The 12517-nt window shown below is 39.1% G+C and carries 12 protein-coding genes and 1 other annotated feature; of the genes, 9 read left to right on the plus strand and 3 right to left on the minus strand.

The annotated features are described in order from the left end of the window. Positions 1-104 precede the first annotated feature (104 nt). The 6 genes from AB3I27_RS05220 to AB3I27_RS05245 all read left to right on the plus strand — a co-directional run bounded on the left by AB3I27_RS05220 (position 105) and on the right by AB3I27_RS05245 (position 3649). Positions 105-560 (plus strand): hypothetical protein, encoded by a 456-nt coding sequence (locus AB3I27_RS05220; RefSeq protein WP_226072233.1) that lies wholly within the window; start codon positions 105-107, stop codon positions 558-560. Continuing rightward, entirely contained in the window at positions 560-1921 is a 1362-nt protein-coding gene (locus tag AB3I27_RS05225; protein WP_104760315.1) for a DUF2974 domain-containing protein, read from the plus strand. Before AB3I27_RS05220 ends, AB3I27_RS05225 begins: the two co-directional genes overlap by 1 nt. Before the next feature lie 16 nt (positions 1922-1937). After that, on the plus strand, positions 1938-2249 hold the full coding sequence (locus AB3I27_RS05230; RefSeq protein ID WP_002310709.1) for a hypothetical protein: 312 nt from the start codon (positions 1938-1940) through the stop codon (positions 2247-2249). 18 nt (positions 2250-2267) lie between these two features. Then, entirely contained in the window at positions 2268-2531 is a 264-nt protein-coding gene (locus tag AB3I27_RS05235) for a hypothetical protein (protein ID WP_002312757.1), read from the plus strand. Between the two features lie 226 nt (positions 2532-2757). Further along, on the plus strand, positions 2758-2955 hold the full coding sequence (locus AB3I27_RS05240; RefSeq protein WP_002310711.1) for a hypothetical protein: 198 nt from the start codon (positions 2758-2760) through the stop codon (positions 2953-2955). A 34-nt stretch (positions 2956-2989) separates the two neighbouring features. Then, positions 2990-3649: a Crp/Fnr family transcriptional regulator gene (locus AB3I27_RS05245; protein ID WP_002314039.1), complete on the plus strand. Its 660-nt coding sequence runs from the start codon at positions 2990-2992 to the stop codon at positions 3647-3649. Between the two features lie 79 nt (positions 3650-3728). On the opposite strand, the gene AB3I27_RS05250 is transcribed toward AB3I27_RS05245, so the two are convergent. Then, positions 3729-5339: an ABC transporter permease gene (locus AB3I27_RS05250; RefSeq protein WP_104760313.1), complete on the minus strand. Its 1611-nt coding sequence runs from the start codon at positions 5337-5339 to the stop codon at positions 3729-3731. 12 nt (positions 5340-5351) lie between these two features. Then, a complete protein-coding gene (locus AB3I27_RS05255; RefSeq protein WP_002310716.1) occupies positions 5352-6233 on the minus strand; it encodes an ABC transporter ATP-binding protein in 882 nt (293 codons plus the stop codon). Between the two features lie 253 nt (positions 6234-6486). Between AB3I27_RS05255 and AB3I27_RS05260 the strand changes: the two genes are divergently transcribed. After that, positions 6487-7086 (plus strand): TetR/AcrR family transcriptional regulator, encoded by a 600-nt coding sequence (locus AB3I27_RS05260; RefSeq protein WP_002292597.1) that lies wholly within the window; start codon positions 6487-6489, stop codon positions 7084-7086. Between the two features lie 69 nt (positions 7087-7155). Here the strand turns inward: AB3I27_RS05260 and AB3I27_RS05265 are convergent, their stop codons facing one another. After that, positions 7156-8457 carry a polysaccharide deacetylase family protein gene (locus tag AB3I27_RS05265; RefSeq protein ID WP_002316650.1) on the minus strand — a complete coding sequence of 434 codons (1302 nt, stop codon included), beginning with the start codon at positions 8455-8457 and terminating at the stop codon, positions 7156-7158. Between the two features lie 262 nt (positions 8458-8719). Further along, positions 8720-8925 (plus strand) — a binding site (T-box leader). Between the two features lie 105 nt (positions 8926-9030). Between AB3I27_RS05265 and tyrS the strand changes: the two genes are divergently transcribed. Both tyrS and tdc read left to right on the plus strand, forming a co-directional pair. After that, positions 9031-10287: a tyrosine--tRNA ligase gene (gene tyrS, locus AB3I27_RS05270; protein ID WP_002310719.1), complete on the plus strand. Its 1257-nt coding sequence runs from the start codon at positions 9031-9033 to the stop codon at positions 10285-10287. 291 nt (positions 10288-10578) lie between these two features. Continuing rightward, a complete protein-coding gene (gene tdc, locus AB3I27_RS05275; protein ID WP_002286400.1) occupies positions 10579-12456 on the plus strand; it encodes a tyrosine decarboxylase in 1878 nt (625 codons plus the stop codon). Positions 12457-12517: the final 61 nt, after the last annotated feature.

Consider the following 12517-nt stretch of genomic DNA (forward strand, 5'->3'; position numbering starts at 1 on the left):
AGCGTTTTCTTTACGAAGAGAAGTAAGAAGGAGCAAGTATGAAAAAAATCATTTTCAGAGGACTCATAGTTGTCATTGCACTAAGTATAGGAGGGAAAATATTGATGGATAGAAGAGAAAAAGACAACGAAGAACTGCGTACCATCCAAACCGATCTGGCAAATTATTTGTATAATCATTATGAGATTTATACAAAAGATAAGGACAAAATCGATGAAGCAGATAAGAAATACAATGGTGGTAATGGAACAATAACAGATGACGAATACTTAGAGAGTTTAAAAAATGCTAGGCAATATTTCAACATCGAAAAAATAGAATTTACAGGTTTTTCTGTAACCCCTATGAAATCTTTAGAGGTACACTTCGAAATCAATGACCTGCTTTCCCACACTGCGACATTAGGAGTAAAGTCTGCAGAAACAGGTCAGTGGATCTATAGGATTGATAGTGGTATAGAAAAACCGGGGCAAGATCATTATCTCAGTAGAAAAGACCAAGAGATGAATATGAGCATACCCATGAATATCGTCACATTCTATGATGGGGGGATCGACTGATGGATCAGAATCGAGTTTTTTCAGAAACAGTTTATCAAGTAGAAGTAGGAAAAATTAAAAATGGTGATAGAACGGGGAAACGCAATGAATATTTAATTCTTGATACGGTAAACACCGACAAACATACGATCGGAAAAGAAAAAACACCAAAGCAAAACGGAATGCAGGCCATGGTCGTGGCTGAAATCAAGGATAAATACAAAGGCTATGATAAAGATGATTTGAAAAAGCAAGCCGACTACCCCAAATCCGTCATCAAAAAAGACCTGACTATCGCCTACGCAGGTACCAAAAGTTGGCAGGACTGGAAAACGAACATCCGAGAAGTCGGCTTCGAGGACAAACACGACAACGGCGCCTTCCAGTCGGCTTTAGCGTATGCCGATGCAATCGAAAAGACCTATTCTGTCAAAGACGGCTACACCATTTCCACGACCGGTCATTCTTTAGGTGGAGCGCAGGCAATCTATGTCGCTGTTTTAAAAGGTTATCACGGATTTACATATGCAGCGGCAGGCCCAGGCTTGAGTGAGAAGCAGCTCATGAATTATGAAGGGCAGATCATCAATCTGTATGACACTTCAGACATCGTGACTGGTGGCTGGCTGACTGGCGGGAAAGGCCAACTGCCATTTCACAGTTTCGGAATCGACAACGCCGGCTGGAAAAACTATGGACACGATCTAAATCAGTTCAATCTCGACAAAAACGGGAATTACATCGATAAATATGGCGATATCATCATCTATTCCGACCAACATGGAGGGGTCGCCCTCGAACAGACCTTACTCGCCCAGCAAATCATCAAAAACAAAGCTATGATCCGTCAAATGGAGACATATGGCGAAAAAAATCAATGGGAGAAAGATCGGATCAGTCAACTGAAAGAAGAAAACAAGTGGCTCCAGCTACAAATCAGTGCTTTCTCCAAGCTAGTGACTTGGCGGAAAAGATTCACAGCTAGCAGCGGCGGTCTGTCGACCAATGAACAGATCTATTTAGACGACCAGCAGGCGCTGATGATCGTGAAACATGCGGCTTCCGTCTTCGATCAAGCGATGGAACAAGTGCTAGTCATTTACCAGCGTGGAATTCGTGATTTGGAACAGCTGTGGGCAGATGGTCTTGCGATGGTCCGCAGACAGACACCGCTTTTGTCTCAGAACGAAATGCTCGATGCTCTGCGAGAAGTCGGTTGTACAAAGCAGACGATCGTTGATGAACCTACGCAGGAATTCAGGGAAAAAATCTTCAAAATCAAGCAGCTTTCAGCAGAATTCTCTACCTTGGCAAAAGAGATCGAAGCGAAAATCAATGAGCTGGTCCAACGTGATCGAGACTTGGCACGACAATTATTTTAAAACAAGGAGTAGTGAGATGGAAAAAGAAAACCAGATTCATGAAACATACCGAAAAGAACGACTGCAGCTAGAAAATCAGGAAGATCAGCTCAGACAGATGCAAAAGAACATGCAGCAGCTGGCAGAAACGACTTATTCCAATATACGTTTTTCGGTGTGTTCCTTTGAATGCCCGAAGGATTCTTTGTATTTTGCACAAAAAGAACTCAGACGTTTAGAAGAGAGGTTCTCTCATGAATTGATGCAGAAACGAAAAAAAATCTATGATCAGCAAGATGAAGTCGAACGCCGTTATCGTGCTGATCTGCAACGATTAAACAAAAAGTAACAGGAAAGGAGATAATAAGTGATCATTCTAGAGGAAAAAATTTGGGAAGATTACCAGAAAGAGATACAAAAAATCTCAGCAAGAGCTTTAGGGATTGCGATGACTCAAGACAAAGTCACGAAATGCAAAAAGGCGAAACAAGCCGCAGAGGTGGAAGCAAGTACGGCAAAAAAAGCGGTATCCTCTGCAACGACTGGATTGGAAAAAGCAGTAAAGGGTCGTTTCGGCAAACAAGTAACAGCGGCATTTAGTAAAAAAAGCCGAATGTTAGTAAGTTTTTGAACACTGTGAATCTCGGAGGTTGTGAACTTGCCGTTTAACCCTGAGTCACAAGGAACAATTTCAAAAAACAGCTTCTCATGTTTGATGAATATCGTGACTTGTATCCGAGAAGTTGACAGGAGAACACCATTTATTCAAAAAATAGGAGTTGCGACAAGGCGTTTGTCACAGCTCCTATTTGACATAAGAGGCAATTTTCAATTTTACTTATAGATAGTATCAAAAAATGATTTTAAGGCATAAAACACTCACCGCCATTATTACCGAGAGTCTGATCCTAGTGGCCGAGGTGGCAAACGGTATGCTTTTCCATGAAATGAGTATTCTGATCGTGGTCATAAACGGCATGTGTCTGCTTACTTATCGCACAAAAAGAAAAATCTTGATACAACAATTACCCAAGTTAAACGAACAAGTAGAATAACAAACAAGGAAGAAATCCAAAGGAGGAATCTGCTATGAGACATGAAGGATTGTGTGTTTCACTCGTTCCATTATTCAATCATCTCGAGATAGAAGATCAGCAAAAAATCCACTCGTTAGTGACACACAGAAAAGTGGAAAAAGGAGAACAGCTTCTTGCGCCGAATGGAGAGTCTCAATTAGTAATCGTGGCTTCTGGAAGTATGAAAGTGTATCAATTATCTGCTAGCGGAAAGGAACAGCTTTTACGAGTAGTAGAGCCGGGCGGATATGAGGGAGAGAGCCAGTTGTTAGGCGTTCCAAATGAATCTTTATTTGGCGAAGCACTAGAAAAAACGGAAATTTGCGTATTGAGACAAAAAGATTTCTCGGAACTTTTACTGCATTATCCCGCCCTTAGTCTGAAACTTTTAGCAATCAACGCTGAGAAATTAACAAAAGTACAGCAGCAGACAACTTTTTTGATGATGGAAAAAGTAGAAGAACGAGTCGCTGTCTATCTGCTTGACTTAGCTAAAGCGACAGGGAAGGATCACTTTTTCCTACCAATGAAAATGAAAGAACTTGCTGCATTTATCGGTACGACCCCCGAAACTTTATCTAGAAAATTTAAATTATTAGAGGAGAATGGTTATGTAAAAAGAGAGAATCGGGAAGTCTGGATCATTGATAAAGAACAGTTAGAAGACATGTAAATACAAAAATGACCTCCAAATGTTGGATTTTTGATCCCAATTTGGAGGCTAGCATGAAATTGAACATGCTCTTTTTTTGTTATCCTTCCACTAAATCTCTTCTCCTATAACCGATAGCACCAAGGACGATCAGTGCAAGGCTGATACAGGATAATGTAAGGAATACGGAAAGATCGAAAGAATCGTTTGGCATCCGTGGTACCCAGCTAGGGACCGCTGTTTTGGAGAACCATTCTGGTAAATCCAAAATCCCGCCAAAGTAATTGAGCGCAAAGGAGTAAGCTAAGTAGATATAAGCAAATTTACCCATTCGAGGAAGCCATCCGAATAGAAAGCCACTCATTCCGATAAACACTAAAACAGCAGGCAGAAAGTTGAATCCGGCTTTAAGAAACAGCAATAGATCCATATCTTTCGCATCCTTCATCGATGCCAAAGCAGAAAGTCCTAGCGCACCAGAACTAATCAGAATCGACAATATAGAAAACAGGATCGCTAGTAACAGATTTGTCCAATAAAGTTGGTTCCTAGAAATTTTTGTTGCGAACAGCTGATTCATACGTCCGTGGGTTTCTTCTGTAAATAAACGATTGATGCTAGCAATTGGTAAAATAGCAGCTAAACAAATCAAGACGACCATGATCGTGCTTGTAAAGTTTTTTTCAATTGAGACGCCAGATTGGATAAACATCTGTTTCATTAAGTCGTTACTTTCTAAAAACTGTTGCATATTCCCGTAGATAGAGCCGTATGCCGCCCCCATCAAACCAAAAGTGATAAGCCAACTGATGGTCATTCCTTTATTTAGATAGAATAATAAACCACGCAAGGATAGAAGAGAACGTTTAGCATACGGTTTTCCTTCACGTTCGGGGATATAGCCGGTGTTCAAGTCTCGATGTTCCTCTAAAACAAATGAACTGATTATCAAGATGAGACTGAACAAAAACAAATAAAGCAAAGGAATCCAGTTATTAGTTGTAAATGGATAGGACAAATAAGACCAGCCTAAAGGATTCCACATCGAAAGGGAGGAATCAGCTACATCTGTTATTGCTCTTAGAAGGTAAAGTCCACCTAAAAACGCTAGAGACAGACCATTCGAACTGGCTGCACTTGGCATCAGTTGTGAAGCAAACAGTGCAACGGCACTCCCCAAAATCCCCGTACTACCTACAGATAGCCCAAAAAGCCAAGCACCTTCTGCAGTGATCGAATCTGCTTGAAAAAAAATCATCGTACAGCTGATCGATATTGCTAAAAGCAAATTAATCAGAATACTTTCAGCGATGACAGCTAAAGAGTTTGCTTGACGTCCGACTCGAAAGGAACGAATAAGTTCAATCAGACCAAGCTCCTCTTTTTTTCTCGTTTGGCTCACCACATGCAAAACAGAGATCACAGCAGCAAACAAACTGCAAAAAAGCAACATTTCATTTGCATACATAGCTCCTAAAGTATACTCAGCAGCATTCGAAGCGGGAGTTGGTCCGACCATTGCTATCATTGCCGGGTTTTGCATTGTTTCGTATAATCCAGCTAACCCTTGTCCTGAAGTCAATTCTTCAAACGCAGGGACAAAACCACCAGAAAAAGCAGTGACACCGACTAGCCATATCAAGATCTTTTTCCAGTCACGGCTAAGGTTTTGAGAAAAAAGGGTAGACCAGTGTGAAAATTTATCAGTCATTTCGATTCCTCCTCATCCTTCATAGTGCCTCATGAATAAATCTTCAAGAGTCGGTGGAATAGATTCAAATTTTTTCACACCTAATTTGGAAGTTTCAGCTAAAATCACATCGAAAGCTTCGTTGTCAGCAGCAAATTGAGCAAGGTGGCCTTTTTGCACAAAATCATGGACACCGTTCAATTGTGCTAAGTGGCTGTTATCTGCTTCTGTTTCTATAGTAATGGTCGAGCGGGTCAAATGACGCAATTCATCGAGTGTTCCTTCTTCTACGACTGTTCCCTCGCGGATGATCACGACTTTATCTGCCAGCCGTTCGACTTCACTGAGAATATGAGAAGAAAGCAGGATGGATTTGCCCTGTTCTTTCAGTTTTTCAACTTCTTCTTGAAAAATGGTTTCCATCAAGGGATCTAAACCAGAAGTAGGCTCATCAAATAAATAGAGATCCGAATCAACAGCTAAAGCAGCAATCAAGCCCACTTTTTGACGATTTCCTTTTGAATAGTTTTTTGCTTTTTTCTTAGGATCAAGAGAGAAACGTTGAATCAGTTCGTCCTTTTTTTGAGCATTCCCTTTTCCATGAAGCTTCATGAAGAGATCGATGATCGCTCCTCCAGTCAAATTTCCCCATAAAGAGATGTCACCTGGAACATAAGAAAGACGTTCATGGATAGATAAACTATCTTCCCATACATCTTGACCAAAAATCGTTGCCGTTCCGCCGTCTTTTTTTATAATCCCTAAAAGTGTCCGAATCGTCGTGGATTTTCCAGAACCATTTGGTCCGATAAATCCAACGACTTCACCTGAATGTACGGTGAAAGAGACATCTTTTAAAGCTTCGAAACGACCAAAGCTCTTTTTCAAATGTGTGACTTTGACGATTTCTGCCATAAAAACCCCACTCCTTTTTCTTAAAATATATACTAAAAAAGATTAATCAGTTTAATAAAATGGTTTTATACCTTTTTATAAAACTTTTTTTTATATTTTAGTACATAATATTCTTTTTATAAATTTCTGTCAATGAATTCATAAACAAGGAATTGCTAGCTTGATACTTTCTCAATAGATAGTTATAATAAACCTCAGAATAAATTTGAACTATATATATTATAAAAGTTTAAAATTACGGGAGGCTCTATAAATGAACGGTTTTGAAAAGAGAGCACAAGAGAAAAAGAAAGAGATTTTACAAGCAGCTTTTGACTTGATGAACACAGACATAGGAACCGCTGGAGTGACGATGGATAAGGTTGCTGAGAGCGCTCAGGTAAGTAAAGCGACGATTTTTAAATATTTTGGCAGCAAGGAAGGGCTGATTTATGAAGTATTTTTCACATTTATGAATGATTTAGGGCAAGAAGCGAAAGCGTTGATTGCGGAAAATCTTCCATTTGAAGAAACGCTGATTGCTATGAGTGAAAATAAAATCCGCTATCTCAATCGAGTGAACAAACAATTTTATATCGATTTGATGACATACTATACAAAAAAAGAAAAAAAAGAATTTTCTGACGCGATGGATGCGTATACGCAAGAAAGTTTCAGTATCATGCTTGATCTTTTCCACCGAGGACGTAAAGAAGGAAAAGTGGATTTGAAATATTCGGATGAGTTTTTGATCCTCTATTTTCAAGCAATGGTAGAAGGAATTTCTAAGCCGGAGATATACGCAAAACTGCTTCCATATACAGCAGAATGGACAGAAGTCCTGATCAAAGGTATCGCGCCGAAGAAGAAATAAAGCATAAAAAAAGCCGAAACTGACGATAAAATGTCAGTTCGGCTTTTTTTGTTTATAAATGATGTAAAATCAAGCGGATTCGCGTGCTTCTTTGTCGTAGACCTCATGAACATTGATGAATGGATCAAGAATAGGGTTTTGTCCGTCTAAATCTGATTGGAACCGAATGCCATCAATATTGATTCGAGCATTTCGATAGAAATCCGTACCTAATTGTCCCCAAGCGGGAGTAGAAGCATCTACATTGCAGAAAATATCGAAACCTTGACTCTTCAAGTAAGCAAATTTTTGATTTTCTGCTGAATAAGGCTGCCAGTCGCTAATATCTGCACCAAATGGATAAATCAGGATATTTGTTTTTCCTAGGATAGGTGCAACTTCTTGCTGCCATAATTCATTGTCTTTTTTGACATCCTCTAATGAAGCTTGAGTCATATTCAAGTGTCCCCAGGTATGGGAAGCAAAGCTCCAACCATCTTTCTTCAACTGATCAGCCACTTTTTTAGCTTCTTCGCTCTCTTTTTTTGTTTTTTCGTTATCTCCGTATTGAGACTTGGATGTTCGATAACCTAAAACACCGTTGTAACCTGTCAGGGCCAAGGTGCCTTTTGCGCCTCGATAAGAAAAATCAGGATGTTTCTTGACAAAAGCATCGATCAGAGGAACCATGTCAAAGTCCCCAATTTCTTCCTTATCATTCTCTTTATAAACATTTTTGATTTCATTGTTATTTGATACGACTAATCGGCTAGGAAAACCGGAATTATCCATATATTCATAATAGCTGACATCATCTTGTGAAAGAATTAATGGTTTTTTTCCTTCAGGTAGCGCAAGCCCGTTAAAGGAAAGATTCCCTTGTTCGTCTTTTTGGATCAAATCATTCAAATTGACTAAAACAAAATCATTTTGATAGAGTTGTTCGATTGAACGGTTGAATTCTTCAACAGTTACCATATAGTCTTTGTATCCTTGAGCCTGTTGAGAGTGGAAGGCTTTTTGTGGGTCCACGATCAAGCTGTGAAAAAAGACGTGAGAGATCTGAGTAGGATCAGACCAGTCAATTAGTTGTTCTTTCTCCTTTTTCAGTGTTTGAAGAAGCTGCTGTGTTTCCGCAGATCCGTTTTTACTGTTTTTCTCCAATAAAGCAATCGCTTGGTCATAATCATAGCTTTGTGCCAGATTTTTTGCTTGAGTCACTAGCTGTTGCTTATCATCCATTGGCTCTTTTGTCTTTTCTGTTATTTTTTTTTCATGAATAATCGGTTCTTTTTTTGTGTATGCTCGGATGACAAAAAAAAGACTTAAAATTAAAATAACGACAGTTAAAGCAGAAGTGGCTCCTAAAATAATTTTTTGCTTTTTTTCCATATACCTCGTCCCTTACTTTTTCATTTTTTTACTCGTCCCGTTCTTCATTGTAACGAAGAAAGAATAAGAGGAAAAGTAAAGTGACTTCTCGATAAATTGCAGAAAAAATACAGAAAAAATAGTTTCTTTTAACAATAGTTGAAAATAAAATGTTCGGGATTAGAGCGGATTCAAAAAAGAAAAAATGAGGAATTTAAAAAAAATATCCTTTTTCTGTTGACAAAGAAAAAGTTGCGCTCTATGATAGACACATATTAATAATAACAAGACGAAGATTGAAACGAAGTAGTTGTTAAAGCCAATGTTTCAGAAAGCTGGTGGTTGCTGCAAACCAGTACATGCTTTAAAGCGAATTACATTTCAGGAGTCTCTGGCAGTGATTGCCACGCGACAGCGTTAAATGTTCGAGAGGTATGTTGGATATCTAGACATACAAATTGGGTGGTACCGCGAGATTTCGTCCCTTGGCTATATGCCAAGGGACTTTTTTTATTTTCCATCCCGAAGAAATACTTAATGACGCATGCTAGCAGGTTCCTGCTTTCATAAAAAAACTACACGGAGGTCAGTAAAATGAATATTATTGATGAATTAACTTGGCGCGACGCCATTAATCAGCAAACAAACGAAGAAAGACTTCGCGAGCTCGTTGAAGAAAAGAGCATTTCACTTTATTGCGGCGTTGATCCAACTGGTGATTCGATGCATATCGGACATTTGATCCCATTTATGATGATGAAAAGATTCCAATTGGCAGGCCATCATCCATATATTCTGATTGGCGGCGGAACAGGAACAATCGGCGACCCAAGCGGCCGTAAAACAGAACGTGTGTTGCAAACGATGGAACAAGTACAACATAACGTGGATGCACTTTCCAATCAAATGAGAAAATTGTTTGGTAAAGACGCAAATATCACATTTGTGAACAACTACGACTGGTTATCAAAAATCTCTTTACTTGAATTTTTGAGAGACTACGGTAAAAACTTCAACATCAACACGATGTTAGCAAAAGATATCGTTGCCAGCCGTTTGGAAGTAGGGATCTCATTCACAGAATTCACTTACCAAATCCTGCAATCCATCGACTTTTTACATCTGCATAAAACATACGATGTACAACTACAAATCGGTGGAGCAGACCAATGGGGAAATATCACAGCTGGTTTAGACCTGATCCGAAAATTAGAAGGACCAGAAGCAGAAGCGTTCGGTTTAACGATTCCATTGATGTTGAAAGCGGACGGAACGAAATTCGGAAAAACCGCAGGCGGTGCCATTTGGCTTGATCCTAAGAAAACTTCACCATTTGAATTCTACCAATTCTGGTTGAATCAAGATGATCGTGATGTAGTGAAATACTTGAAATTCTTTACGTTCTTATCTCAAGAAGAAATTGAAGAATTAGCGAAAAAAGTAGAGACAGAACCTGAGAAACGTGAAGCACAACGCCGTTTGGCAGAAGAAGTTACAAGATTTGTGCATAGTGAAGAAGACTTGAAAGAAGCGCAAAAAATAACGCAAGCATTGTTCTCTGGAAATATTAAAGAACTAAATGCGGAAGAAATCGCGCAAGGATTCGGTAAAATGCCGAACGTTGAAATTTCAAGCACACCTGAAAATATCGTGGAGCTACTTGTTTCCACAAAAATTGAACCATCTAAACGTCAGGCACGGGAAGATGTTTCAAACGGAGCTATAAGTATTAACGGTGACCGCGTTACCGATTTAAATTTTGTCATAAATCCATCCGATGAATTCGATGGTAAGTTTGTGGTTATTCGAAAAGGTAAGAAAAATTACTTTTTGGCCAAAGTAATTGATTAGAATTTAGTAAGTTTTTGCCTTGAAAAAGGGAAATACTATTACAACATTCCAATTTTGAAACCCATCCTAAAATAGAACGCTGGTTGTCGTTAATACAATCTTTGCGAGGGAGTTTACTTTTGTAAATTCCCTCGTTTTTTTTAATTATTTCAAAAGTGCGAACAATTCGAATAATTGATACATATTAAAATACGATTAAAAAACGGTCGAAAGCTTAGTTTACAGAATAGGAGAACAGGTGTAATGTAGGGCTCGACAAAATTTAAATATTTTTTTTAGGAGGGTTTCACTATGAGTGAATCATTGTCGAAAGATCTAAACCTAAATGCCCTATTCATTGGGGACAAAGCTGAGAACGGCCAAATCTATAAAGCTTTGTTGAATGAATTGGTGGACGAACATTTAGGCTGGCGTCAAAACTACATGCCTCAAGACATGCCTATCATTACGCCAGAAGAAAAAAGCAGTGCTAGTTTTGAACACACTGTGAATAAAACAAAAGATGTTCTATCAGAAATTTCAGCGCGGATGCGTACCCATTCCGTTCCTTGGCATAATGCCGGACGCTACTGGGGTCATATGAACTCTGAAACATTGATGCCATCTTTACTAGCGTACAATTTTGCTATGCTATGGAATGGTAATAACGTTGCTTACGAATCTTCTCCTGCAACAAGCCAAATGGAAGAAGAAGTAGGCATGGAATTTGCAAAATTAATGAGCTATAAAGATGGCTGGGGACACATCGTTGCTGATGGTTCTTTAGCAAACTTAGAAGGACTTTGGTATGCCCGCAACATCAAATCATTGCCACTTGCTATGAAAGAAGTGACACCTGAACTAGTTGCTGGAAAAAGCGATTGGGAATTGATGAACTTGTCAACAGAAGAAATCATGAACTTGTTAGACAGTGTTCCAGAAAAAATCGACGAAATCAAAGCTCACTCAGCACGTAGCGGAAAACATTTAGAAAAATTAGGAAAATGGTTGGTTCCACAAACAAAACACTATTCATGGCTAAAAGCTGCCGACATCATCGGTATCGGTTTAGACCAAGTAATTCCAGTGCCAGTTGACCATAACTACCGCATGGACATCAACGAACTTGAAAAAATCGTTCGTGGTCTAGCAGCTGAAAAAACACCAATCTTAGGTGTAGTCGGTGTTGTAGGATCAACAGAAGAAGGAGCAATCGACGGTATCGATAAAATCGTTGCATTGCGTCGCGTATTAGAAAAAGACGGTATTTACTTCTACTTGCATGTAGATGCTGCTTATGGCGGATACGGTCGTGCGATTTTCTTAGACGAAGACAACAACTTCATTCCATTCGAAGATTTAAAAGATGTTCATTACAAATACAACGTCTTTACAGAAAACAAAGATTATATCTTAGAAGAAGTACACAGTGCATATAAAGCAATCGAAGAAGCAGAATCTGTAACGATCGACCCACATAAAATGGGCTATGTTCCATATTCTGCCGGTGGTATCGTCATCAAAGATATCCGCATGAGAGACGTTATCTCTTACTTCGCAACATATGTATTTGAAAAAGGTGCAGATATCCCAGCATTACTTGGAGCGTATATCTTGGAAGGTTCAAAAGCAGGGGCAACAGCAGCCAGCGTTTGGGCAGCACACCATGTCTTACCTTTGAATGTCACAGGATACGGTAAATTGATGGGTGCATCAATCGAAGGGGCACACCGTTTCTACAACTTCTTGAATGACTTGTCATTCAAAGTAGGTGACAAAGAAATCGAAGTTCATCCATTAACTTATCCAGATTTCAACATGGTAGACTACGTATTCAAAGAAAAAGGCAACGACGATTTAGTTGCGATGAATAAATTGAACCATGACGTATATGATTATTCTTCATACGTGAAAGGAAGCATTTACGGTAATGAATTCTTAACTTCACATACTGACTTTGCTATCCCAGACTATGGCAACAGCCCATTGCAATTCGTGAACCAACTAGGATTCTCAGATGAAGAATGGAACCGTGCCGGAAAAGTAACTGTATTGCGTGCCAGCGTAATGACACCATACATGAACAAAGAAGAACACTTTGAAGAATATGCTGAAAAAATCAAAGCAGCTCTTCAAGAAAAATTGGAAAAAATCTACGCAGACCAATTATTGGCAAGCGAAGCAAAATAAGCAAGGTAATCATGTTAGAAAACAGCTTGAATGCTAACTGTTTCTGACGCATGTTTGGATC

This window comes from Enterococcus sp. C46 (genome assembly GCF_040887565.1).
GTDB classification, from domain to species: Bacteria; Bacillota; Bacilli; order Lactobacillales; family Enterococcaceae; genus Enterococcus_B; species Enterococcus_B lactis.

Bases quoted from the DNA above. Each gene is read 5' to 3' on its own strand.
- AB3I27_RS05220 (WP_226072233.1), top strand. From the start codon at position 105: ATGGATAGAAGAGAAAAAGACAACGAAGAACTGCGTACCATCCAAACC.
- AB3I27_RS05225 (WP_104760315.1), top strand. From the start codon at position 560: ATGGATCAGAATCGAGTTTTTTCAGAAACAGTTTATCAAGTAGAAGTA.
- AB3I27_RS05230 (WP_002310709.1), top strand. From the start codon at position 1,938: ATGGAAAAAGAAAACCAGATTCATGAAACATACCGAAAAGAACGACTG.
- AB3I27_RS05240 (WP_002310711.1), top strand. From the start codon at position 2,758: ATGATTTTAAGGCATAAAACACTCACCGCCATTATTACCGAGAGTCTG.
- AB3I27_RS05245 (WP_002314039.1), top strand. From the start codon at position 2,990: ATGAGACATGAAGGATTGTGTGTTTCACTCGTTCCATTATTCAATCAT.
- AB3I27_RS05250 (WP_104760313.1), bottom strand. From the start codon at position 5,339: ATGACTGATAAATTTTCACACTGGTCTACCCTTTTTTCTCAAAACCTT.
- AB3I27_RS05255 (WP_002310716.1), bottom strand. From the start codon at position 6,233: ATGGCAGAAATCGTCAAAGTCACACATTTGAAAAAGAGCTTTGGTCGT.
- AB3I27_RS05260 (WP_002292597.1), top strand. From the start codon at position 6,487: ATGAACGGTTTTGAAAAGAGAGCACAAGAGAAAAAGAAAGAGATTTTA.
- AB3I27_RS05265 (WP_002316650.1), bottom strand. From the start codon at position 8,457: ATGGAAAAAAAGCAAAAAATTATTTTAGGAGCCACTTCTGCTTTAACT.
- tyrS (WP_002310719.1), top strand. From the start codon at position 9,031: ATGAATATTATTGATGAATTAACTTGGCGCGACGCCATTAATCAGCAA.
- tdc (WP_002286400.1), top strand. From the start codon at position 10,579: ATGAGTGAATCATTGTCGAAAGATCTAAACCTAAATGCCCTATTCATT.